The sequence below is a fragment of the Tenacibaculum piscium genome (assembly GCF_021390755.1).
Taxonomy (GTDB): domain Bacteria; phylum Bacteroidota; class Bacteroidia; order Flavobacteriales; family Flavobacteriaceae; genus Polaribacter; species Polaribacter piscius.
Genome location: NZ_JAJGWR010000008.1, coordinates 2501 through 27366, shown reverse-complemented (window position 1 = coordinate 27366; position 24866 = coordinate 2501). Strand labels below are relative to the sequence as shown.

The window sequence follows — 24866 nt, the reverse complement described above, 5'->3', positions numbered from 1 at the left end:
CTATTTAAAATAGCTATTTTTTTTTACTTTTGCAGTTGTTATTTAGACTAATAAAAAATTAAATAATCAATACTTAATTTACTAATTACAATGAAAAAATTAATATACATCAGTTTTATTTTTCTTTTATCGGCTTGTGGTGGAGAAAATGGAGGCGGAAACAATCCAACAAATCCAGATGATTTTAAACGAAAAGAAATGCTGACTTTTTGGGCAAATCATATCATTGTTCCTGCATATTCCGATTTTAATACCAAAACAGTAACTTTAAAAGAGTCCGTTGATGCGTTTTTAGAAAAACCAACAATAGCAACCTTAAATACCGCTAGAGATACCTGGAAAAACGCCTATATTTCTTGGCAAAAAGTTGCCATCTTTCAAGTAGGAAAAGCACAGGAATTAAATATGGTTAATCGTATGAATACCGTTCCTACTAATGTTGAGAATCTAAAAAAATATGCAACTCCCAATAAAGAAAATAAGGTGCAATATAATTTAGAATCTCCTAATTTATACGCCGTACAAGGTTTTCCTGCCTTAGATTATTTGCTAAACGGACAAGGGACAGATATCGAAACAATTACCTTTTATACAACCGCTAAAAATGCCGTTTATTTTAAAAATTACTTAAATGATATCACCAAAAAAATTGCCGATTTAACCAAAACCGTTATCGACGATTGGAACGGAGGTTACAAAGAACTTTTTATCGCAAAAGATGGATACACCGATGTTAGTAGCGTTGATAAATTAGTGAATTTTTATGTAATCCCTTTTTATGAAAAAGAATTAAGAGATAATAAAATAGCAACGCCTTCAGGAGCTAGATCAGGAACAATCGCCGTTGAAAAAGTAGAAGCATATTATTATCAAAAAGAATTATCAAAAGAACTTTTTACAACCGCTTTAACAGCAACCAAAAACTTTTACAAAGGAATTGGATATGATAAAACAAGTGGGAAAAGTTTACATCAATATTTAGAATTTTTAAATCGTAAGGATTTAGCAACCTTAATAGATGCTAAATTTACAGCGATTCAAAATAGCACAAAGGCTTTAAATACTGATTTTGCAAGTCAAATAAAAACAGATAAAACACCTTTTTTAAATACATATGACAAAATGCAATCATTATTGAAAAGTTTTAAACCAGATATGATGAGTGCTTTAAGTATTAAAAATACCTCTACAGACGCCGATAATGATTAAAAACATCAAACTATATTTACAAAAAAATACGGAAGCTGCTCCATTAGCAGTTTTCCGTATTTTTTTTGGTTTTATGATGCTCTCAAGTCTGGTACGTTTTACATACAATGGTTGGATTGAACAATTATATATCAACCCTAAAAATTTCTTTTCTTTTTACGGATTTCAATGGGTGCAACCCATAGGAGAATACACGTATTTTATATTTTTAATCTGTGCTATTGCCGCAATTTTCATAACGATTGGTTACAAATATAAATATGCCGTTTTTGTTTTCTTTTTGAGTTTTTCATACATCGAATTGATGGATAAAACATATTATTTAAACCATTATTATTTTGTGAGTTTAATGGCTTTTATCCTATTTTTTTTACCCGCAAATGCTTATTTTTCAGTCGATGCAAGATTGAATAAAAAATTAGCATATCAGAAAATACCCCTTTGGACTATTGATTGTTTAAAGTTTATGTTAGCGATCGTTTATTTTTACGCAGGTTTGGCAAAATTAAATTCTGATTGGTTATTTAGAGCATCGCCATTAAATATTTGGCTTCCCATACAAAATGATTTGCCCATTATAGGAAGTTTGATGTCTAAAACATGGTTTCATTATGCCATGAGTTGGTCTGGAGCTATTTATGATTTAACAATTCCATTTTTATTATACTATAAAAGAACCCGAATATTCGCCTTTATAGCCGTGGTTATATTTCATGTTTTTACCAGAATATTGTTTCCTATTGGCATGTTTCCGTTTATCATGATTGTAGCTACAATTATCTTTTTTGATGCCAAAGTTCATCATAAAATACTGGCTGTAATAGCTCGAATATTTAAAATTTCAAAAGCATTTTTTGATGAAAATAATCATCAAAATAATGAAAATAACACATTAATCAAGATAAAAAAGCAAGCAGTAATACTAAAAATAATGACTGTTTTCTTTGTCCTTCAACTGCTCTTTCCTTTTCGATATTTATTATATCCAGGAGAATTATTTTGGACAGAAGAAGGTTATCGATTTTCGTGGCGTGTAATGCTTATCGAAAAAGCAGGATATGCAGAATTTAAAATAGTCGATAAAGATACTAACAAGTATTTTTATGTTGATAACAAAGAATATTTATCAACCACACAAGAAAAACAAATGAGTTTTCAGCCAGATTTTATATTAGAATTTGCACATTTTTTAGGAGATACTTATAAAAAAAAGGGCATCAAAAACCCACAAGTTTTTGTTGATAGCTACGTAACTCTAAACGGAAGATTAAGCATGCCGTTTGTCAATTCAAAAGTAGATTTATATCAACAAAAAGAAAGTTTTAAGCACAAAAATTGGATTATACCATTTAATCATGAAATTAAAATTAAAGGATTATAGCATTCTTATTATAGCAATATTTGCTTTTTCAACTACGTTTGCACAATATCAAATATCAGGAAAAGTAGTAAATAATAAAGGAATACCCGTCGAAAATGTTGAGGTTTATAACGCAAATAATGGCGTGATAACCAAAACAAATACACAAGGAATTTATCAAATTAATGATGTATCAAAAGGAACTTTAAAACTAATTTTCTTTTCCTATAATTATAAAATTGTAGAAAAAGAAATTAAACTTATCAATAATAAAACCCTAAATATTACCCTAGATTATATCGGAGAAGAATTATCCGAAGTGGTGATAAATCAACGAAAAAGAAAGGTTTTTGCTTTGAAAAGATTAAAAGCCGTAGAAGGAACGGCAATTTATGCAGGGAAAAAATCCGAAGTAGTTTTACTTAATGAAACCGTAGGAAATAAGGCTGCCAATAATGCACGTCAAATTTATAGCCAAGTAGTCGGGTTAAATATTTATGAAAATGATGATGCTGGTTTGCAATTAAATATCGGAGGAAGAGGCTTAGATCCTAACAGAACTTCAAATTTTAATACCCGTCAAAATGGCTATGATATTAGTGCCGATGTTTTAGGATATCCTGAGAGTTATTACACGCCTCCTGCCGAAGCATTGCAAGAAATACAAGTAGTTCGAGGTGCTGCCTCGTTGCAATACGGAACTCAATTTGGTGGTTTGCTAAACTTTAAACTCAAACAACCCCACAAAACAAAAGAATTTGAACTCGTTACACGACAATCTGCTGGTTCTTACGGATTGATAAATTCGTTTAATAGCGTAAGTGGTACTGTTGGAAAAACAGGATATTACGCATACGCAAACTATAAAACAGGCGACGGATTTAGACCCAATTCAAAATTTAATTCAATCAATATTTATGCGCATATAGACCATAAATTATCAGAAAAAACAACACTAACCGTTGAAGCAACTTATCTGAATTATTTAGCAAAACAATCAGGAGGATTAACCGATACCATGTTTGATGAAAATCCTACACAAAGCAATCGTACAAGAAACTGGTTTCGAGTAAATTGGAACTTGTGGGCTGTGAAATTAGACCATCAATTTAATGAAAACTCAGTGTTAAATGTCAACTTTTTTGGATTAGATGCTTCCCGAAAAGCCGTCGGTTATAGAGGTCAATATAAATTTCAAACCTTAAATCCAATAGCCGTTTCCGATGAATTATTAGCCGATAATAACTACGATGTGCGAGATTTAGTGATTGGGGAATTTAAAAACTGGGGCGTTGAAACGCGATTCTTATCAAAATATAAATTTGGAAATCAAAAAAATATTTACCTCTTAGGAATTAAATATTATCAAGCAAGAAATTCAGAAAAACAAGGACAAGGAACAAGAGGAAGCGATGCTGATTTTAATTTAGTGAAATCTGAAGGATATCATAATTCAGATTTTGTATTCCCTAATAAAAATATTGCCGTTTTTGGAGAACATATTTTTAATATTACAGATAAAATAGCCATTACTCCTGGAGTTCGTTTTGAATACATCAAAACAGAAAGCAACGGAACATATAAAAGTATCGATAGAGATGGCGCAGGAAATCCACTTGTTGGCGGTGTGCTAAATGGAATAGATGCCAAAATAAAGGAACGAAATTTTCTTTTATTAGGAATCGGAGCAAGTTATAAACCTTCAACATCTTTTGAAATGTATGGAAATATTTCTCAAAATTATCGTTCAGTAACATTTAATGATATTCGTACCGTAAGTCCTTCTTTTGTTGTTGATGAATTTATTGACGATGAAAAAGGAGCTACTACCGATATCGGTATTCGAGGACGTTGGAATAATAGTATATCGTACGATATTAGCGGATACGGACTTTATTATAACAATCGAATAGGATTGGTCGTTGCCGATAAAGGTAAAAATAAAGGAGACCGATTACGTACCAATATTGGAGATGCTTTTATCTACGGATTCGAGAGTTTAGTCGAGCTAAATATGGCAAATATGCTACACTTTAATAAAGAATATTCATTGAGTGTTTTTAATAATTTGGCGTTTACAAAATCAGAATATATTGAATCTATTTTTAAAAATGTAGCAGGAAATGAAGTAGAATTTATTCCTTTTGTAAACCTGAAAGCAGGTGCTAAATTTGGATATAAAAACTTTTTATCAAGCCTGCAATTTACACATTTATCAGAACAATTTACCGATGCAACCAATGCTAATATCGATGAAAAAGGAAGTAAAAGAGAAGGAACAGTAGGACCAATTCCTAGTTATAGTATTGTTGATGCTTCTTTTTCATATGTACATAAAAATTGGAAACTAGAAACTGGAGTTAATAATCTATTAAACAAAAATTATTTTACTAGAAGAGCTACAGGATATCCTGGACCTGGTATTTTGCCATCATCACCAAGAAGTTATTATGTAACATTAGAATTTAAATTCTAAAATTTCGATTGTCATTATGCTAGAATGAATCTAAATAAGTATATTTGTTTACTTTTAATTAATCAATAAATAACATTCGGAATGAAAAATATACTAACCATTTTAGTAATCACGATACTTTTTGCTTCTTGTAAAAAAGAAGCACAAAAAAAAGAAGATAATCAACTCAAAAAACAAGAAGAAGTAACCGTTTATACACATCGTCATTATAAAGCTGATCAAGAATTATTTGCTGATTTTGAAAAAGAAACAGGCATCAAAGTAAATGTTGTAAATGCAAAGGCAGATGAATTAATGCAAAAAATGACCATTGAAGGAGCGCAATCGCCTGCCGATGTTTTAATAACCGTAGATGCTGGGCGATTAGTAAGAGCTAAAAATAAAGGATTGTTGCAGTCTGTAAATTCAGAAATTTTAGAAAAAACAATTCCAGCACATTTAAAAGATGTCGATAATCATTGGTTTGCACTCACAAAAAGAGCTAGAGTAATTGTGTATAATCCAGCAAAAGTAAGTGCTGAAGAATTATCAACGTATGAAGCATTAATCGAAAATAAATGGAAAAATAAATTGTTAGTTCGTTCTTCAAGTAATATTTATAATCAATCATTATTGGCATCAATAATTGCAAATAATGGCGAGGAAAAAGCCGAAAAATGGGCAAATGGTATCGTTAAAAACATGGCACGTTCCCCAAAAGGAAATGACCGTGACCAAATAAAAGCAGTCGTTGCTGGTGAAGGAGATTTAGCAATTGTAAACACCTATTATATCGGGAAATTAGTACATTCAAAAAATCCTGAAGAAATAAAAGCAGGAAAAGGAATTAAAGTGTTTTTTCCAAATCAAACCACTAACGGAACACACATAAATGTAAGTGGAGCAGGAGTCGCAAAATATGCACCGAATAAAGAAAATGCAATCAAATTTATAGCGTTTTTAGTACGTGAAAAATCACAAGAAAAATTTGCAAATTCGAATTATGAATATCCTGTAAATAAAAAAGTGGAGGTTTCTGATTTGTTAAAATCTTGGGGAACTTTCAAAGAAGATACCCTATCCTTAACCAAATTAGGTGAAAATAATAAAAAAGCAGTCCTGATTTTTGATAAAGCAAGTTGGAAATAATATAGTTTCTTATACTTAGAGCCTGTTTAAATTTCATCTGAAAAAAATATAATGTCAAAAAATGACGGCAGGGGTTAAAAACCCCTTGTTAAAAGGAGCTGAAAATCACAAAAAAGCTAAAAAATGTGGTAAATCAGGATGCTCTTAGAGTCTAAAATATAAAAAAGCATGTTAGAAGTACTATTATTAAAATATTTAACAAAAAAAGGAATTATTATTTATTTTATTGGGCAGGTCATATTTATAGCTCTTTTTGCATATTATATATTTGGAATACAAGGTTATTCAATACATAGTGGAGAAAATATATTCTTTATAGGAATGCTTATAATTATTTTACTTTGGATGGGAGTCTGTTTACTTTTATGGAAAAAACCTAAAGAAGAATCCAAAGAACAACTCAAAGAAATAAAAGATAAATAATCCTAAGATAGTACAATAGATAATATACTTTTATGAAGAGTTATATTAAAAACATACAGCGAGATACAAGTAAATGGTCAATATTTTTATTGACCATTGTTTTGTTAGTTGCCATTCCGATACTAACCGTATTTGTAAATTTATTTTACGGACCTGGCGAAACTTGGCATCATTTAATGGTTCATTTATTACCCGATTATATTAAAAATTCATTACTATTGATTGTAGGAACTGGAATTTTAACCTTGTTTTTTGGTGTTTCATCGGCTTGGATTGTGGCTCGTTATCATATTCCGTTTCGAAAACAATTGGAATGGTTATTAATTCTTCCATTGGCGATTCCGTCTTATATCACAGCGTATGCCTATGCTGGTATTTTTGATTACGGCGGTTTTATTGATAAAATACTAGGGGTTAAAATCGATATTATGAATCATTCAGGATTAATTTTTGTGCTTAGTATTTCGTTATATCCGTATGTGTACGTTGCCTCGAGAGCCTTTTTTTTGAATCAATCGAGTAATATTGTGGAAGCTTCAAAGTTATTAGGAGCGAGTGAGCGAAAAACTTTTTTCAAGTTGCTGTTACCTTTAGCACGTCCTGCATTTATTGGCGGATTGGTTTTAGTATTAATGGAGGTTTTAAACGATTATGGAGCGGCTAAATATTACGGAATCAATACCTTTACTACGGGGATTTTCAGAGCTTGGTTTTCTTTGGAAGAACCTGAAACAGCCATTTATTTATCCGCAATTTTGGTGGCGATTATCTTTTTGTTGATAAGTATCGAAAAATGGGAACGAAGACGAATTGGCTATTTTAATGCCACTAAAAATCATCAGAAAATAAAAAGAATACAAGTTTCGAAACGCTTGAAAATAACTTTTTTTAGCATCGCATTTATACCTGTTTTATTTGGTTTTTTAATACCGTTACTTCAGTTATTATATTGGGCTTTTTTAACGTATAAAGACGTGTTTACGCCAAGTTTTATCAGTATATCGCTTCAGAGTTTTGGAATTGCTACGATTTCAGCATTTACTACCGTATTCTTTGCTTTATTATTGATATTTTTATCAAAATGGAATCGATTATCTTTTATAAAACCAATTGCTAAAATTGGTGTTTTAGGATATGCAATCCCAGGAGCAGTCATTGCTGTAGGTGTTTTAATCCCAACGTTATCATTGGATAAATGGTTAGTTACTTTTATGAAAAATACGTTCGATATCAAAATAGGTTTTATCATTAATGGAACGGTTACAGTTTTGGTATATGCGTATTTAGTTCGCTTTTTAGCCGTAGCATATAATCCGATAGAATCGAGTAGTTTAAAGTTTGGGAAATCCTTATCCGAAGCTTCAAAACTTTTGGGAAGCGGGAATATTCGTACCTTTTTAAAAGTGGAATTTCCATTGTTAAAATCAGCGATTTTAAGTGCTTTTATCTTAGTTTTTGTCGATGTAATGAAAGAATTGCCATTAACCTTAATTTTAAAACCGTATCATATAAATACCTTGGCGGTAAAAGCCTACGAATATGCTAGTGATGAGTTAATTGCAGAAGCATCTTTGCCGTCATTATGTATTATTTTAACAGGAATTATTCCTATTTTATTTTTAAATAGCTTAATCTCCAAAGAAAATTAAATAGCATGAATACAGAATTGTTATCCGTAAAAAAGGTTGGGAAAATCTTCGATAATGGAAAAGTTATTGCGTTAAAAAATGTTTCTTTTTCATTGAAAAAAGGAAAAATAGTTGCGATTGTAGGAGAAAGTGGTAGCGGAAAAACAACGTTAATTCGTTTGATAACAGGTTTAGAAACGGTATCCGAAGGAACGATTTTATTAAAAGAAAAAGTAGTTTCATCAATATCGGAATTTGTAGTGCCACAGCGTAGAAATGTAGGAATGGTGTTTCAAGATTATGCGTTATTTCCTCATTTTTCAGTGGCTGATAATATCGCCTATGGACTTTCTAAATTATCGGCTCAAGTTAAAAAAGAGAGAATTAAAGAAGTTTTAAAATTAGTCGGTTTATCAGAAAAAGAAAATAGTTATCCGCATGAATTATCGGGAGGACAGCAACAACGAGTTGCTTTGGCAAGAGCCTTAGCTCCAAAACCAGAACTTCTAATTTTAGATGAACCTTTTAGTAATTTAGATGTTATTTTAAGAAATCAGTTGCGTAAAGACATTTTAAAAATATTGAAAGAAACCAATACAACCGCAATTTTTGTAACGCATGATATAAAAGATGCCATCGCTATTTCTGATGAAATGTTAGTCTTGCAAAATGGTGTTATTTTACAACAAGGAAACACGAAAGAAGTATCTGAAAATCCTAAAGAAGGTTATGTGAAATTATTATTTGAAAGTGTGTAAAGGTTATTTAAAATTTTATTTTAAATAAAAACAAGGGGTTTTAATCCCTTGCTTTTCTATTTTGATATTACAAAATTTTTTAAAATACATAAAATAAAGAAGATTAATCACCATCATTATCGGTACCTGTAATGATAATTGATAAAGAACTTCGCACGTCATTATGTAGCAAAACAAGTAATTCTTTTAAGGCGGTGTGTAGTCTTTTTACATTTTTTTTATCCGTATTTACCGCTTCTTTTAAAGGCTGTTTGATATCATTTTTTAGGATGCTTTTTATCTCTTGAATTTTTGCTAAAATAGTATTATTAAGCGTATCATTTTTAGTTACTGATTTTATATAATCGGCAATAGAAGTAATTTTTTTACTGAAAAATAACTCTTCTACAGAAAGGATATTTTCATAAATTAAGTCTAAAGAATTTCCTGTATAATAATTTTCAACAATTTCAGGATGTACGTGTGATGAACTTTCTAAACCAGCAGGTTTTCCAACTTTAGTAACTTTACAGTTGTCAATAACATTATATAAACCGTTGAATAATTGATTAAAAGAGCTATCTAAACCTTTGTCGGTATTGTTTCTAAATTGATTTTCAAAAGTATTTTTTGATGCGTTTTTTGATGAAAACCAGATATCATTTAATTGCTGAACTAATTGATTGAATTGGTCAAAAACGCCTAATAAAAATTTGATTCTATTCGGATTTTTTTGATATTCTGCAATAATATCCGCAGGATTTTCGAATTTAAATAATAGATAATTTAATCCAGGTAAATTTTTAGTGGCACTTCCTAAATTTTCGATATTTTCTATTTTAAAAGAATCATTTTTGATATTTTTTTCAATAGAAATATTATAAACAGGCCAGAAATTAAGTTGTCTGTTTATGAAATTATTTTTTACTTCTCCGATATTAAAGGTGTATAATTGTGCGTATAATTTTGTAATTTCTGTTAATTTCTGTTGTGCTATTTTTAAATTTTCTTCATTTGTTTTAGTAGAAAAATTAGTTAAAGAAGTTTTAAGTACTGCTGTTTTTTTAACAAGATCACGTATTTTTGGGCTAATAATTTCGGTGCTAATAGTATTGGCAATCTCTGTTTCATAAGCCACGGATGTTGTTTCTTCTTTTGAGCAAGAGGCAATAAAAATGCTAATTAATAGCAGTACTATAAATTTATTTTTTTTCATCATTTTTATTATTTTTCAAGGTTATTATTTTCAATTTTATCATGATAAACTTTATAAAGATTCGATAAAGGCTAACAATTCTTTACGTTTTTTACTAGATAAATTTTTAAAATCATTTTTTGGTTTTTCAGCTTCTCCACCGTGCCATAAAATAGCTTCTTCAATGCTACGAGCTCTTCCGTCATGCAATAAAAAACTGTGTTTATTTACGGTTTGTATCAATCCGATTCCCCATAAAGGTTGGGTGCGCCATTCTTTACCTGAAGCTAAAAAATCGGGTCTGTTATCGGCTAAATCAGCTCCCATATCGTGTAATAAAAAATCAGAATAAGGACTAATTTCTTTATTTTCCACCAATGAATTAAAAGGATACTTACTTGTTTTAAGATTGGTTGCATGACATGCAATACATTTTAATTTGGTAAATAATACTTTACCATTTAAAACGGTTTGGTTTTTAAAATCTCTTCTTTTAGGAACAGCCAAAGAAGTTTGGTATAAAACAATTCTATCTAATTGTTTGTCTGTTACCTCTGGTGAACCTCCATTAGGTGCTTTATTACAATCTTGTTGTGGCGAAGGACAGTTTTTTTGTGTGAAAATACTTGTAGATAAGCCTAAATCACCAGAAAAAGCACCTGCAATTTGTTGTTTTAAGGTAGGTTCATTGGCTTTCCAACCAAATTTTCCAAGAGCGGTATTGTTATGAATTGCATCCCAAACGTAATTTGGTTTTCCTGAAATTCCATCTTTATCGGTATCAAATTCGTCTGCATTTTTTAGGATTTCACTTTCTGATAAAGCATCTATAAACCCAAGTCCGATAGTTTGTTGTCCTACACGAGGCGATATTAAAACACCACTTAATGAACCAAAATTTTCATTAATAAAAGAATACGTTGGTTTTTGTAATTCATACGGAGTTCCATCAGGATATGTTCCTTTGATTAAGGTGAAATTAACTTGAATATCGGCTTCTTTAGGAATGTTTAAATTCGCATGATTTTGTAATTGTAATCCATAATTAGGAACAGGCATCGGGCCACCGTGTGCATTTTTACCAGCAATACTTAATCGAATTAAAAAACCAACAGAACCAATATTTGAAGGTTCAAAAGGTTTTCCACGTCCATCTTTAAAATGACAACTAGCACAAGCTCTGGCGTTAAAAGTAGGGCCTAATCCGTCTAAACTCGTTGTTGAAGCAGGGGCAGAAACCCACGATTGATTAAATAATGAATTTCCAGAGGCAAATCTAATTTTATCAATTCTGCTTAATCCAGGAATTTCTTTTCCAAACGAATTATTATTGGTGGTTAAAACACTTAAATCATCGCTTAAATTTTCTTCTCCTTCTTGATATTTATTGATAACTTTATATTGGTCAGTTATCACGGTATCTTTCGAGCAATTACTAAATAGTAGTATTACAGCCGCTGTTATTAATATACGGATACTTTTTTGGCTAGTTTGGTAAAGTATTTTCATTGTACAAATTTTTTCACAAAAGTAGTTATGATTTTATTAAGTCTAAATTAATAAGAGTATTAATAAGAATAAAAGGAACTAAATACTAGTATCGTATTCAGTTCCTTTTTTAGATAGTTTTCAATAAATTATTGAAATTATTGAACAGGCGCTCCAATTTTGGTAGCGATTTCACTAATTTTTCCTCCAAAATTTTTCAAAGCGGTACCTCCAGCTACAATAGTTCCAGGTTTTGCAATTGATTCCTCTAATAATAAAAGGTCAAAAGGTTTTTTATTCTTTGCTTTGGTATCGATAGCTTTTATTTTAGTCATCATTGCGTCGGCAACAGTTTTAAAAGCAATGGCTAATTTCGGATCTTTTTGTTTTGCTAAATCATATACAGAAGCGCCAGAAATAGTGCTATATTTTCCAAATAACACATTTACAATTCCTTGTGCATTCATTAAAACATCTCTGTGTGTGTTGTCAGAAAAACAAGAATGCTCATCTTCTTGACCACATTCATCTATTCCATCAGTTAAATCAACAGGTTTTAACATTCTTTCTTCTGATAATTCTTCATTGGCTAAAAAGAAAGGACCAGAAATAATATTAATCAAAGCTTGTTCTTCTGATAATCCCATAAAAACTTTATGATATGCGCCACCTTTAGCCCAAGTATCTACTAATGCTTTTAGATCTTTCACTAAAATAGCCGTAACAACATTTAGATATTGTTTTCTTCGATCGTTATTTTCTAAAGTTGTGTAATCAGTTACAGAACGTTGTCCAGCTTTTAATTCTTTAGGATTCGTTTCATCTTGTCCCCATAATAAAAACTCAATAGCATGCCAACCTGTAGAAATTGATTTATCGTTTACGCCTTCATTTTTACCGATTAATAAATCTTCTGTGATGGTTTCAGTACCTGCAATAACACCACCTTTATAAGTAGTATGACCAGCATAAGCATCAGATGCAACAGTAACATAATCAATATAACCTTCATCTAAAGGCCAAGCATTCATTTGTCCTTCATTATTGATAACCCAATCTTCTTTTCCTTCAGAATCAATAGGACCATTTGAGCCTCTATAAACCTCTGTTTGTCCGTAAATATCTCTAGCAGCTAACCAATCTGTTTTAGCTAATTTTAATCCAGCTTCAGTAGGGTTTTCTGTAAAAGAAGCAATTGTTTTTTGTAATTTTACAGCTGAATTATAGCTATCTAAGTAATTTTGATGTACAATTGTAGCGTAATTGTCTATAACTTCTTTTTGGGTAACTTTATTGTTATCTGGAGTTGGTGTATCATCAGAACATGATTTGAACACAAAAGAGGTTGCAAGTAATAATGATAATCCTAGTACTTTTTTCATTTTAAATTTATTTTAAGTTGCTTATTTAGATTTATTAAATATAATAATGCAAATGTAATCGAGTTTTTGAATTTACCAAAACTTATTAAGATTAATTTTAAACTAGCTGTTTTTTTTGATAATTATTGAAACTTCTCTATATATTAACCTTAAAATAAGGGTTAATTTGTATTATAAATAGTATATTTGCACGCAATTAATTAACATCACACATAAAATTAATTGCACATGCAAGCTCACGAATCAAAATTTGTAGGAGAAGGTTTAACGTATGACGACGTTTTATTAGTACCGGCTTACTCTGACGTACTTCCAAGAGAAGTTTCAATTCAAACAAAATTTACAAAAAATATAACGATAAATGTACCAATAGTAGCTGCTGCTATGGATACCGTTACTGAATCTGCAATGGCAATCGCTATGGCTAGAGAAGGAGGTATTGGTGTATTGCATAAAAATATGACCATTGAGCAACAAGCTCAAGAGGTTCGTAAGGTAAAACGTGCAGAATCAGGAATGATTATTGACCCATTAACCTTGCCATTAACAGCGAGCGTTTTAGATGCTAAAATGTTAATGAAAGAAAATGGTATTGGCGGAATTCCTATTGTTGATCAAGACGGTATTTTAAAAGGAATCGTAACCAATAGAGATTTGCGTTTTGAGCATGTTAATGAACGTTCAATTGTTGAGGTAATGACTAAAGAGAATTTAGTAACCGCATCGGTAGGAACTTCATTAAAAGCAGCTGAAAGTATTTTACAAGAAAAGAAAATTGAAAAGTTATTAATTGTTGATGAAAATTATAAATTATCAGGATTAATTACTTTTAGAGATATTACAAAAGTTACGCAGAAACCAATTGCAAACAAGGATACTTTTGGGCGTTTACGTGTTGCAGCCGCATTAGGCGTAACGGCAGATGCTGTTCAAAGAGCCGAAGCTTTAGTAAAAGCAGGTGTTGATGCTGTAATTATTGATACCGCTCACGGACATACTAAAGGCGTGGTGGCTGTTTTAAAGCAAGTAAAATCAAAGTTTCCTGAATTAGATGTTATTGTAGGAAATATTGCTACAGCAGAAGCAGCTAAATATTTAGTAGAAGCAGGTGCAGATGCAGTAAAAGTAGGAATCGGTCCAGGTTCGATATGTACAACTCGTGTAGTTGCAGGTGTTGGTTTTCCTCAGTTTTCGGCAGTTTTAGAAGTTGCCGCAGCTATAAAAGGTTCTGGAGTTCCAGTTATTGCTGATGGTGGAATCCGTTATACAGGTGATATCCCAAAGGCAATTGCCGCAGGTGCAGATTGTGTGATGTTAGGATCATTATTAGCAGGAACAAAAGAATCGCCAGGAGAAACGATTATTTACGAAGGAAGAAAGTTTAAATCGTATCGTGGAATGGGTTCTGTAGAAGCAATGAAACAAGGTTCTAAAGATAGATATTTCCAAGATGTCGAAGACGATATTAAAAAACTAGTGCCAGAAGGTATTGTTGGTCGTGTTCCTTATAAAGGACACTTAGAAGAAAGTATTCATCAATTTGTTGGTGGTTTACGTGCAGGTATGGGATACTGTGGTTCTAAAGATATTGAAACATTGAAAAATACAGGTAAATTTGTACGTATTACCGCAAGCGGAATTAACGAAAGTCATCCGCATGATGTAGCAATTACCAAAGAAGCTCCAAATTATAGTAGAAGATAATTTTAGCCTACAATATATTTTTTGAAAAACCGCTGTTAAATAAATTAACAGCGGTTTTTTTGTGATTTTTCTATGTTGTTTTTACGTGGTCACGAGCAAGATGCTCGCGATAGCCGATAGCCTAGAATTTGATTCTTTTCCTTCAAAAAAAGGTATCGAGAACTTATTTAATCGTAATAAAGTCAATTAAAATTCATAAAGATAAAATAATTCAAATTATCGATACAATTTTAATTCCTTTTCGTCATTAAAATCACTCGAATTGACAATAATCATCAATAATCATCAAAAAAAGCTAAAAAATACAGCAAATTAGGATGTGAACCTGAAATAAAATTCCTTTGACAGATTCGATTTCTTATTTTTCTGTGATAATTTTTTTCAGATGAAATTTAAACAGGCTCTTATACGTTATTTTTTTTCTTTGTTTTTTATTTTTGATGATATTTATAGCTGAAATAATCACTAAATAATTAGTGTGAAATTAGTAATAGTTCGTTTAAAATAAAGAGAAAATAAAGGGGGACATCAAAAAAATAAATAGTCAAATGTTGATAATTAAAGCAATAGACTTTTTTATTTTGACAACGGATGTAGTAATTTAGCAAAGATATAAATAGCCTAAATTTTATGACTCAAGAAACAAAATATACCGAAGATAATATACGCTCGCTTGATTGGAAAGAACATATCCGAATGCGTCCAGGAATGTATATCGGTAAACTAGGTGACGGCTCATCAGCAGATGATGGAATTTATATTTTAGTCAAAGAAGTATTAGATAATTCTATTGATGAATATGTAATGGGAGCTGGGAGAACTATCGAAATTTCGATACAAGGAAATAAAGTAATCGTGCGCGATTATGGTCGTGGAATCCCGTTAGGAAAAGTTGTCGATGTCGTTTCTAAAATGAACACAGGAGGAAAATACGACTCCAAAGCATTTAAAAAATCCGTAGGGCTAAACGGAGTAGGTACAAAAGCGGTAAACGCACTTTCTTCTTTTTTTAGAGTAGAATCATCAAGAGATGGGAAATCTGCAGCAGCCGAATTTGAACAAGGAGTTTTAATTAATCAAGAATTTTTAGAACAAACATCTCGAAGAAAAGGTACAAAAGTTTCCTTTATCCCCGATGAAATAATCTTTAAAAAATATAAATATAGAAACGAATATGTTTCTAAAATGCTTAAAAATTATGTCTATCTAAATGTTGGATTAACAATTGTTTTTAATGGTGAAAAATATCTATCTAAAAATGGACTGAAAGATTTATTGGAAAATAATAACAGCAAAGAGGATATGTTATATCCAATAATTCATTTAAAAGGCAATGATATTGAAGTCGCAATTACACATAGTAAAACCCAATATTCTGAAGAATATCATTCGTTTGTAAACGGACAACATACCACACAAGGTGGAACGCATCAAGCGGCTTTTAGAGAAGCAATTGTAAAAACCATTCGAGAGTTTTATGGGAAATCTTTTGAAGCTTCCGATATTCGAAAATCAATAATATCGGCAATTGCCATAAAAGTAATGGAACCTGTTTTTGAGAGTCAAACCAAAACAAAATTAGGATCTACCGAAATGGGCGATGATTTACCAACCGTTAGAACCTATATCAATGATTTTATCAAAACACAACTCGATAATTTTTTACATAAAAATACCGAAATAGCCGATAAATTACAACGTAAAATAATACAAGCAGAAAAAGAACGTAAAGAACTTTCTGGAATTCGGAAATTAGCCAAAGATAGAGCCAAAAAAGCAAGTCTTCATAATAAAAAATTGCGAGATTGTAGAGTCCATTTAGGCGATACACAAAAGGAAGCCTATTTAGAATCGACGCTATTTATTACCGAAGGAGATTCGGCATCTGGTTCTATTACAAAATCTAGAAACGTAAATACACAAGCCGTTTTTAGCCTCAAAGGAAAACCTCTAAATTCCTACGGATTAAGTAAGAAAATAGTCTATGAAAATGAAGAATTTAATTTATTACAAGCAGCGCTAAATATTGAAGATGGTTTAGAAGATTTACGTTATAATAATATCGTAATTGCAACCGATGCCGATGTCGATGGAATGCATATTCGCTTATTGCTAATAACATTTTTCTTGCAATTTTTTCCAGAAGTAATCAAAGAAGGACATCTGTATATTTTAGAAACACCACTGTTTAGAGTTCGAAATAAAAAAGATACCTATTACTGTTATTCCGAAGAAGAAAAAAAAGACGCCATTAAAAAATTAACAGGAAAACCAGAAATTACCCGATTTAAAGGGTTAGGAGAAATTTCTCCAGATGAATTTGTGCATTTTATTGGTGATGATATTCGATTAGATCCGATTATGTTAGATAAAGAAATGCCTATCGAAAAAATGTTGGAATTTTATATGGGGAAAAATACACCCGATCGACAAAAATTTATCATCCAAAATTTAAAAATTGAAGTAGATACACTTGAAGAATAAAATCACTCATATTTTATAAGTGAAAATTTATAAGTAAGTGAAGCGAAAATCAAAAGTAATCTTTAGTCAATTTTAGTTAATTCAAGCAGTACGAGCCATGAGTGAAGAAATAGAAGAAACGAATCAACAAGAAAATAAACTAATAAACGAATCTGTAAACGAATCAGTAAACGAATTAAACGAGCAAGAATTAAATAATTCTATAGATTCTCAAGAAAATACAGAAACCATTACCAAAGTAACAGGAATGTATAAAGAATGGTTTCTCGATTACGCATCGTATGTAATTCTAGAAAGAGCCGTGCCATCGCTAGAAGATGGACTCAAACCTGTACAACGTAGAATCATGCATTCTATGAAAGATTTGGACGATGGACGCTATAACAAAGTAGCCAATATTGTCGGACATACGATGCAATATCATCCACATGGAGATGCTTCTATTGCCGATGCTATGGTGCAAATCGGTCAGAAAGAATTGCTGATTGATATGCAAGGAAACTGGGGGAATATCCTAACAGGCGATAGAGCGGCAGCATCAAGATATATTGAAGCACGTTTATCAAAATTTGCCCTCGATGTTGTTTTTAATCCGAAAACTACGCAATGGAAACAATCCTATGACGGTAGACGAAAAGAACCAATCGATTTACCTGTGAAATTTCCGCTATTATTAGCACAAGGAGCAGAAGGAATTGCCGTAGGATTATCAACCAAAATAGTCCCGCATAATTTTAATGAATTAATTGCCGCTTCTATCAAATATTTAAGAGGTAGAAGTTTTACCATTTATCCTGATTTTTTAACAGGCGGAATCGCCGATTTTACCAATTATAATGACGGTAAAAGAGGTGGGAAAATTCGTGTGCGTGCAAAAATTTCACAACTCGATAAAAAAACACTCGTAATTACCGAAATTCCATTCGGAACAACCACAACTTCATTAATTGATAGCATTTTAAAAGCCAATGAAAAAGGAAAAATAAAAATCCGTAAAATTGAAGATAATACCGCCGCAGATGTCGAAATATTAGTGCATTTACCCGTAGGAATATCTCCAGATAAAACCATAGATGCGCTGTATGCTTTTACCAATTGTGAAAATGCGATATCACCTTTAGCATGTACAATCCAAGATAATAAACCCGTATTTGTAGGCGTTTCTGAAATGCTAAAACATTCTACGGATTTAACCGTGAAATTACTTAAAAGTGAACTCGAAATTCAATTACACGAACTTGAAGAACAATGGCATTTCGCATCCTTAGAAAGAATTTTTATTGAAAATAGAATTTATCGAGATATTGAAGAACAAGAAACTTGGCAAGGGGTCATTAAAGCAATCGATACAGGATTAAAACCACATATTCAGCATCTAAAAAGAGACATAACATCCGAAGATATTGCCCGATTAACCGAAATCAGAATTAAGAAAATTTCGAAGTTTGATATCGATAAAGCAAAACAATATATCGAAGGATTAGAAGCTAAAATAGCCGAAGTTACGCATCATCTAGAAAATTTAATCACCTTTGCAATTAACTATTTTAAAGGCTTAAAAACCAAGTACGGTAAAGGAAAAGAACGCAAAACTGAAATTAGAATTTTTGATGATATTGTAGCGACAAAAGTCGTTATGCGAAATACCAAATTATACGTAAATAGAACCGAAGGTTTCGTAGGAACATCACTTAAAAAAGATGAATACGTTGATGATTGTGCCGATATTGATGATATTATTATCTTTAAAGGAAACGGGACAATGATGGTTACCAAAGTCGCTCCAAAAACCTTTGTCGGTAAAGATATTATTCATATTGCTATCTTTAAAAAGAAAGATAAACGAACCGTTTATAATATGATATATCGCGATGGAACAAGAGGTGCTAGTTATATGAAACGCTTCAATGTGTTAAGTGTAACACGTGATAAAGAATATGATTTAACCACAGGAGTTAAAGGTTCAAAATTATGGTATTTTAGTGTCAATCCGAATGGAGAAGCTGAAACTGTTACCATTAATTTAAGACCCGTTGCTGGAATTACAAAACTTAAATGGGATGTCGATTTTGCTGAATTAGCAATCAAAGGACGTGCAATTCGTGGGAATCAAATAACAAAATTAGGTATTCGAAAAGTAGAATTTAAATCCGCAGGAGTATCTACTTTAAAACCTCGTAAAATTTGGTTTGATGATACCGTTCAACGTTTAAATGTTGATGATAGAGGAGAATTACTAGGCGAATTTAGTGCCGAAGATAAAATTTTAATCGCTACACAATCAGGAAAAATAAAAGCTATTTCACCAAGTTTATCCACTCGTTTTGATAACGATATGATTATCCTAGAAAAATGGCAACCTCAAAAACCGATTTCGGCCATTTATTTTGATGCCGAAAAAGAACGCTATTATGTAAAACGCTTCTTAATTGAAACGGTAGATAAAGAAGAAATCTTTATTTCTGAAGCTGAAAAATCAAAATTAGAAATTATTTCTACGGAGTATCGTCCAATGGCTGAGGTTGTTTTTTCAAAACGTAGCTTAGAGAATATTACTGTTAATTTTGAAGATTTTATCGCCATAAAAGGAATAAAAGCACAAGGAAATCAATTAACAATTGATAAAATTCGTACCGTTAATTTACTAGAATCATTACCGTATGAACCATCTTTAGAGGAGAGTAATCTGGAGAATAATTCAGAAAATAATCTAGAGAATACTACAGGAAATAATCAAGAAGATAAAAATAAAAAAGACGTGTTGCCTTTAGCTATTGAACCAATTCAACGAATTGAACAAACTGAGCCAACAAAAGAATTTTTAAGTTCAAAAGAAGATAAGGCAAAAAAAGCCTTAGAACGAGCGCTTCAAAAAAAGAATAAAAACACAAAAGATAATGAAAGTCAAACAGCATTATTTTAAAATAGACTTTTAAATGGACAAAATATTCAAATATCATTTTAATTTAGATTCCTTTGTAGGCATTCTTGGATATGTTTTGTTGGTTGTGTTTATTACATGGATTCTCTCTAGAGTTATCCGATATGCGATTGTTCAAATCATGAAACGCAGAAAAACAGACCGTTATGGAGGAACTAGTATTTTATTTTTTCGAAATTCGGTAAAGTTTTTTTTAGGGCTTTTCGGTATTGTTTATATCATCACGACTGTACCTGCTTTTCGTAGTAAAGCTACTTTGATTTTTTCTGGGGCAGGTATTTTAGCCGCTATTATTGGTTTTGCGGCACAAGCAGCATTATCGAATTTAATTGCGGGAGCGTTTATTGTTATTTTTCGTCCGTTTCGAGTGGGAGATTATATCAAATTAGATGAAACTCGTGTAGGAATTGTAGAAGATATTACACTCCGACATACGGTTATTAATAATTTTGAAAATAAACGATTAATTATTCCTAATTCGGTAATTAGCACGGATTCTGTCTTGAATCATACAATTGAAGATTCGCATGTGCTTAGTTTTAATAATTTTAAATTAGGGATAAAAGCAGATATCGATTTAGCTCGAAAGATAATTCAAGAAGAAGCTATTAAATTACCAACGGTTATTGATTTTAGAACATCAGAACAAGTGATGACGGACGTTGAACAAGTAGATGTTCGAGTAATTGATGTACATACAGACCATATTCATATGCGTGCTTATGTTTGGTTAAATGAACCCTTTCAGGAGTTTAAAACAAAATGTGCGCTAAAAGAAGCTGTTCATAAACGATTTTTATCTGAAGGAGTTGCGTTGCCAATCCCGATGTATAAAATTATACAAGGGTAATATAAAATTAATAATTCAAAAAAAATCACCTAAAACTATGATAGTTTTAGGTGATTTTTTTTGAATTGTTTTTTACTTGAATATTATTTTTTAAACAGAAATCCGAATCCTAAACGGCTTAAAAATTTCTTTTCAAAAGCCCAAAAGAATTTAAATTGACCAAACAACCAACCTACTAAAGGCAATGTTGTTTGATAAATAGGGAAAATAAGTAAAATACGTAAAGGCCAATAAATCCAAGGAGAAGTTGTCTCTGAAGAGATTCCTAAAAAAGCGGTAATCGGTTTGGCAACCCAAGAGGCAAACGAACCATTTATCGAAAATACAATTATTACAGCAATTACATCCCAGTTAGTTTTTAAGCCCCAACGTTGTTTTAATTTTTCCATGGATGCAAAAATAGTTAAAAATAGTTAAAACAAAAACAACAAAAACTTAAAAGAAAAAGAGTAAACAAGTGTTTACTCTTTTTTAATTTCTTGTTTTAAAAAAAATCAAGAATTATAAATTGTTATTTTCCAAAAAGTCCTCCTAATATATTTCCTAGTACACCTCCTGATTTTTGATCACTATTTCCTAAAACCATACCAGCAACATCATCAACAATGCTACCATCACCGTCTGCGTCTAAAATTTGTTCTAAGAAGTTTTGTTCTTTATCTGCTGAATTTCCTCCAAGTAATCCGCCTAATAATCCACTTAAATCACTAGAGTTACCAATATTATTTTGACGAGATTGTTGTCCTAAAACGCCCATTAAAATAGGAGCTGCTGTTTTTAAAATATTTGCAACAGCACTGCTATCCATACCTGCTTTTTGTCCTATAACTTGTTCAACTCCTTGTTGTTTGCTACCTAATACATGGTTTAAAATATTACCACCATCTTGTAAAACATCGGCATTTGCTCCTCCATTAAATAACCCTCCTAGATTCTCTAAAATACCACCATCATGTTTGTTCAAAGCTCCCATTAATCCTTCAGCACCTTCAGGTGTTGAAGCATTACGTTGCATTGCTTTCATCAAAACAGGCAATGCCATTGTTAAAACGTTACTTGTTTTGTTGGTGTCTTGTCCTGTTGATCCTGCTACTCCAGATATAATTGATTTTCCTAAGTCGCTGTTTAATAAGTCTAAAATTCCTGCCATTTTTTTGTTTTAAGTTAAGGTTCGTAATATGTTCTAATTCTTTGACACAAGTTACGAATTAAAGGTCACAATTTTTTAATTTTTTTATTTTACCTTATCGCCCTCACTAAAAAATAAAAAAACTAAAACGATTACATGAAAAAACTAGCATTGCACTGGCAGATTTTAATAGGAATGATTCTGGGTATTTTATTTGGAATAGGAATGATTTTTACAGATGGAGGCGCTTCTTTTGTTGGAAGTTGGATAAAACCGATAGGTACTATTTTTGTGAAATTATTAAAATTAATCGCAGTACCTTTAATTATTGCATCTTTAATAAAAGGAATATCAGATTTAAAAGATATCTCTAAATTTAAAAATATTGGTATTCGTACCATGACAATATATATAGGTACAACAGTCATTGCAATTAGCATCGGTTTGGCATTGGTGAATATTGTAAAACCGGGTGAAGGAATATCCGAAGAAACCATTACACGTTTAACGGAAACGTATGCAAATAGTGGTGGTGTACAGGCTAAAATTGCGGAAGCAAATAAGCAACAATCAAGTGGTCCTTTACAATTTTTAATTGATATGGTTCCTGACAATGCTATTAAAGCAATGGGAAATAACAAGTCAATGTTACAAGTAATTTTCTTTACTATTTTCTTAGGGATTTCGATGTTATTAATAGGAGAGGATCGGGCAAAGCCTTTAAAAAGTTTTTTTGATTCTTTAAATGAAGCTGTTTTAAAGATGGTTGATTTAATTATGTTATCGGCACCTTTTGCAGTTTTTGCTTTGTTGGCGAGTGTTGTAGTGTCTTCAAAAGATCCTGATTTGTTACTTGCTTTACTAAAATATGCGTTTACGGTAATTGGCGGTTTGTTAATTATGGTTGTTTTTTATATGACTTTAATAAGTGTATTTACCAAGAAAAACCCGATATGGTTTTTAAAACAGATAAGTCCTGCACAATTATTGGCATTTTCAACGAGTTCAAGTGCTGCAACGTTGCCTGTAACGATGGAACGAATTGAGGAGCATGTAGGAGTTGATAAGGAGGTTTCAAGTTTTGTTTTACCGGTTGGTGCGACTATAAATATGGATGGAACGAGTTTATATCAAGCTGTTGCGGCTGTTTTTATAGCGCAAGCCTTGAGTTTTGATTTGTCTTTTGGCGATCAATTAACGATTATTTTAACGGCTTTATTGGCGTCAATTGGTTCAGCTGCGGTTCCGGGAGCAGGAATGGTTATGTTGGTTATTGTTTTGGAATCGGTAGGTTTTCCTGCGGATAAGTTAGCAATTGGTTTGGCGTTAATTTTTGCTGTTGATCGCCCTTTAGATATGTGTAGAACTGTTATAAATGTAACGGGAGATGCTACTGTAGCAACTTTAGTTGCGAAATCGGTAGGTAAATTAGGCGATCCAAAACCTAAAAACTGGGATGATAATTATAATGATGTAAAGTAGAAAAATAGTTTTAAGAAGTGTTTATATTAAATGTATCGAGAATTTTAGATAATAATTCTCGATATTTTTTTTTGGAGCTATTTCCCGCTTTCCGCACTCGCTTTTTTTTGAAGAAAAATCAAAAAAAGAGCTCAAACAAATGCTTCAATCGGGGCTAAGTCTATTTATTGTGTTTGTTTTTAACTATTTAGTTTCATTTTTATTTATTTTGATAATTAGCTTGTTTAAATTCATTTGAAAAAGTCTAAAAAGTGAAGCTAATATGTTTTATACGCTATCGCGAGCATCTTGCTTGTGACAATATAATTTCTGCTAAACATCTAAATCCTGTAGAAGGCGAACCTATATATTCGTTCATTTGATAATTCTTACTAAATTTTGTCTATCTTATATACTTTATAGTCAAGAATAATAATAAATAAGTTATTGATTATCAATTAATTGATAGGTGTTTGAAAATAAATAGATGAAAAAGCTTAAAAACATAAAAAAGAGTTGTATGTTTGCAGTCGACAATGTATCTATTTAGTTACTTGTTTTGAAGTTCATTAACAAACTAAAAAAAACTTTTTAAATTTAATCAAATTAAATTTTGTCAGTTTAAAAATAGTTTGTAGTTTTGCAACCGATTTAAGAAATACACTAAAGCAAAACAATCAAGAAATTTTGGAATGATTTTTAAGCTAAAAATCAGTTAGTTCAATTCTAACATTTCTACAAAAAAGTCTGAGAAGATTAACAAGTTGAAAAATGCTTGTGTGTGTCGACTCGACACGTTCATTGAAAATATTGAAATTGACAGCGTAAATAAGAGTAGAATAACCACGTTCTATTAAATTAGAACAAATTCTTTTGAAACTTATTCATTMATATTATTTAAAATATACAATGAAGAGTTTGATCCTGGCTCAGGATGAACGCTAGCGGCAGGCTTAACACATGCAAGTCGAGGGGTAACATTGTGCTTGCACAGATGACGACCGGCGAACGGGTGCGTAACGCGTATAGAATCTGCCTTGTACAGGAGGATAGCCTTTAGAAATGAAGATTAACACTCCATAATGTAGTGATTCGGCATCGAAACACTATTAAACATTTATGGGTACAAGATGACTATGCGTCCTATTAGCTAGATGGTGAGGTAACGGCTTACCATGGCGACGATAGGTAGGGGGTCTGAGAGGATTATCCCCCACACTGGTACTGAGACACGGACCAGACTCCTACGGGAGGCAGCAGTGAGGAATATT

Annotated in this window: 17 protein-coding genes and 1 rRNA gene (1 of these 18 cut by a window edge); 13 read left to right on the top strand and 5 right to left on the bottom strand. The window is 31.6% G+C overall.

The genetic code is table 11. From position 1 onward, the window contains the following. The first annotated feature begins 90 nt into the window (after positions 1-90). The 7 genes from L0U72_RS10855 (at position 91) to L0U72_RS10825 (ending at position 8982) form a co-directional block, all read left to right on the top strand. Positions 91-1209 (top strand): imelysin family protein, encoded by a 1119-nt coding sequence (locus L0U72_RS10855; RefSeq protein WP_233881925.1) that lies wholly within the window; start codon positions 91-93, stop codon positions 1207-1209. Then, positions 1202-2590: an HTTM domain-containing protein gene (locus tag L0U72_RS10850; RefSeq protein ID WP_233899197.1), complete on the top strand. Its 1389-nt coding sequence runs from the start codon at positions 1202-1204 to the stop codon at positions 2588-2590. The genes L0U72_RS10855 and L0U72_RS10850 overlap by 8 nt, the downstream gene beginning before the upstream one ends. Continuing rightward, positions 2565-5045: a TonB-dependent receptor domain-containing protein gene (locus L0U72_RS10845; protein ID WP_233899195.1), complete on the top strand. Its 2481-nt coding sequence runs from the start codon at positions 2565-2567 to the stop codon at positions 5043-5045. The genes L0U72_RS10850 and L0U72_RS10845 overlap by 26 nt, the downstream gene beginning before the upstream one ends. A gap of 81 nt (positions 5046-5126) precedes the next feature. Continuing rightward, positions 5127-6173, top strand: coding sequence for a Fe(3+) ABC transporter substrate-binding protein (locus L0U72_RS10840; RefSeq protein WP_101917025.1), 1047 nt, complete (start codon positions 5127-5129; stop codon positions 6171-6173). A 168-nt stretch (positions 6174-6341) separates the two neighbouring features. Further along, a complete protein-coding gene (locus tag L0U72_RS10835) occupies positions 6342-6596 on the top strand; it encodes a hypothetical protein (protein ID WP_233899193.1) in 255 nt (84 codons plus the stop codon). Positions 6597-6628: 32 nt separating this feature from the next. Continuing rightward, positions 6629-8245: an ABC transporter permease gene (locus tag L0U72_RS10830; RefSeq protein ID WP_233899191.1), complete on the top strand. Its 1617-nt coding sequence runs from the start codon at positions 6629-6631 to the stop codon at positions 8243-8245. Between the two features lie 5 nt (positions 8246-8250). After that, on the top strand, positions 8251-8982 hold the full coding sequence (locus L0U72_RS10825; protein ID WP_193706578.1) for an ABC transporter ATP-binding protein: 732 nt from the start codon (positions 8251-8253) through the stop codon (positions 8980-8982). 103 nt (positions 8983-9085) lie between these two features. Here the strand turns inward: L0U72_RS10825 and L0U72_RS10820 are convergent, their stop codons facing one another. The 3 genes from L0U72_RS10820 to L0U72_RS10810 form a co-directional block, all read right to left on the bottom strand. After that, entirely contained in the window at positions 9086-10177 is a 1092-nt protein-coding gene (locus L0U72_RS10820) for an imelysin family protein (RefSeq protein WP_233899190.1), read from the bottom strand. Between the two features lie 51 nt (positions 10178-10228). Next, positions 10229-11665 carry a di-heme oxidoreductase family protein gene (locus L0U72_RS10815; protein WP_193699816.1) on the bottom strand — a complete coding sequence of 479 codons (1437 nt, stop codon included), beginning with the start codon at positions 11663-11665 and terminating at the stop codon, positions 10229-10231. Positions 11666-11802: 137 nt separating this feature from the next. Further along, the gene (locus L0U72_RS10810) at positions 11803-13026 is read right to left on the bottom strand and encodes an imelysin family protein (RefSeq protein WP_233899188.1); all 1224 of its coding nucleotides are present in this window, start codon (positions 13024-13026) and stop codon (positions 11803-11805) included. 228 nt (positions 13027-13254) lie between these two features. Here L0U72_RS10810 and guaB point away from each other — a divergent pair, with 228 nt between their 5' ends. The 4 genes from guaB to L0U72_RS10790 all read left to right on the top strand — a co-directional run bounded on the left by guaB (position 13255) and on the right by L0U72_RS10790 (position 21005). After that, positions 13255-14730 (top strand): IMP dehydrogenase, encoded by a 1476-nt coding sequence (guaB, locus tag L0U72_RS10805; protein WP_233884137.1) that lies wholly within the window; start codon positions 13255-13257, stop codon positions 14728-14730. 630 nt (positions 14731-15360) lie between these two features. Further along, complete coding sequence (locus tag L0U72_RS10800) at positions 15361-17214, top strand: DNA topoisomerase IV subunit B (protein ID WP_233861023.1); 1854 nt, start codon at positions 15361-15363, stop codon at positions 17212-17214. Between the two features lie 97 nt (positions 17215-17311). Beyond that, the gene (locus tag L0U72_RS10795; protein ID WP_233899186.1) at positions 17312-20137 is read left to right on the top strand and encodes a DNA gyrase/topoisomerase IV subunit A; all 2826 of its coding nucleotides are present in this window, start codon (positions 17312-17314) and stop codon (positions 20135-20137) included. 13 nt (positions 20138-20150) lie between these two features. Further along, positions 20151-21005: a mechanosensitive ion channel family protein gene (locus tag L0U72_RS10790; protein ID WP_233861025.1), complete on the top strand. Its 855-nt coding sequence runs from the start codon at positions 20151-20153 to the stop codon at positions 21003-21005. An 83-nt stretch (positions 21006-21088) separates the two neighbouring features. On the opposite strand, the gene L0U72_RS10785 is transcribed toward L0U72_RS10790, so the two are convergent. Next, the gene (locus L0U72_RS10785; protein ID WP_101917608.1) at positions 21089-21394 is read right to left on the bottom strand and encodes a DUF6787 family protein; all 306 of its coding nucleotides are present in this window, start codon (positions 21392-21394) and stop codon (positions 21089-21091) included. Positions 21395-21516: 122 nt separating this feature from the next. Next, positions 21517-22155, bottom strand: a complete 639-nt coding sequence (locus tag L0U72_RS10780) for a DUF937 domain-containing protein (RefSeq protein ID WP_233884129.1) — start codon at positions 22153-22155, stop codon at positions 21517-21519. A gap of 135 nt (positions 22156-22290) precedes the next feature. Here L0U72_RS10780 and L0U72_RS10775 point away from each other — a divergent pair, with 135 nt between their 5' ends. Both L0U72_RS10775 and L0U72_RS10770 read left to right on the top strand, forming a co-directional pair. Beyond that, entirely contained in the window at positions 22291-23616 is a 1326-nt protein-coding gene (locus L0U72_RS10775; RefSeq protein WP_233899184.1) for a dicarboxylate/amino acid:cation symporter, read from the top strand. A gap of 885 nt (positions 23617-24501) precedes the next feature. Next, positions 24502-24866, top strand: a 16S ribosomal RNA gene (locus tag L0U72_RS10770) (it continues 1153 nt past the right edge of the window).

Bases quoted from the DNA above. Each gene is read 5' to 3' on its own strand.
- L0U72_RS10855 (WP_233881925.1), top strand. From the start codon at position 91: ATGAAAAAATTAATATACATCAGTTTTATTTTTCTTTTATCGGCTTGT.
- L0U72_RS10850 (WP_233899197.1), top strand. From the start codon at position 1,202: ATGATTAAAAACATCAAACTATATTTACAAAAAAATACGGAAGCTGCT.
- L0U72_RS10845 (WP_233899195.1), top strand. From the start codon at position 2,565: ATGAAATTAAAATTAAAGGATTATAGCATTCTTATTATAGCAATATTT.
- L0U72_RS10840 (WP_101917025.1), top strand. From the start codon at position 5,127: ATGAAAAATATACTAACCATTTTAGTAATCACGATACTTTTTGCTTCT.
- L0U72_RS10835 (WP_233899193.1), top strand. From the start codon at position 6,342: ATGTTAGAAGTACTATTATTAAAATATTTAACAAAAAAAGGAATTATT.
- L0U72_RS10830 (WP_233899191.1), top strand. From the start codon at position 6,629: ATGAAGAGTTATATTAAAAACATACAGCGAGATACAAGTAAATGGTCA.
- L0U72_RS10825 (WP_193706578.1), top strand. From the start codon at position 8,251: ATGAATACAGAATTGTTATCCGTAAAAAAGGTTGGGAAAATCTTCGAT.
- L0U72_RS10820 (WP_233899190.1), bottom strand. From the start codon at position 10,177: ATGAAAAAAAATAAATTTATAGTACTGCTATTAATTAGCATTTTTATT.
- L0U72_RS10815 (WP_193699816.1), bottom strand. From the start codon at position 11,665: ATGAAAATACTTTACCAAACTAGCCAAAAAAGTATCCGTATATTAATA.
- L0U72_RS10810 (WP_233899188.1), bottom strand. From the start codon at position 13,026: ATGAAAAAAGTACTAGGATTATCATTATTACTTGCAACCTCTTTTGTG.
- guaB (WP_233884137.1), top strand. From the start codon at position 13,255: ATGCAAGCTCACGAATCAAAATTTGTAGGAGAAGGTTTAACGTATGAC.
- L0U72_RS10800 (WP_233861023.1), top strand. From the start codon at position 15,361: ATGACTCAAGAAACAAAATATACCGAAGATAATATACGCTCGCTTGAT.
- L0U72_RS10795 (WP_233899186.1), top strand. From the start codon at position 17,312: ATGAGTGAAGAAATAGAAGAAACGAATCAACAAGAAAATAAACTAATA.
- L0U72_RS10790 (WP_233861025.1), top strand. From the start codon at position 20,151: ATGGACAAAATATTCAAATATCATTTTAATTTAGATTCCTTTGTAGGC.
- L0U72_RS10785 (WP_101917608.1), bottom strand. From the start codon at position 21,394: ATGGAAAAATTAAAACAACGTTGGGGCTTAAAAACTAACTGGGATGTA.
- L0U72_RS10780 (WP_233884129.1), bottom strand. From the start codon at position 22,155: ATGGCAGGAATTTTAGACTTATTAAACAGCGACTTAGGAAAATCAATT.
- L0U72_RS10775 (WP_233899184.1), top strand. From the start codon at position 22,291: ATGAAAAAACTAGCATTGCACTGGCAGATTTTAATAGGAATGATTCTG.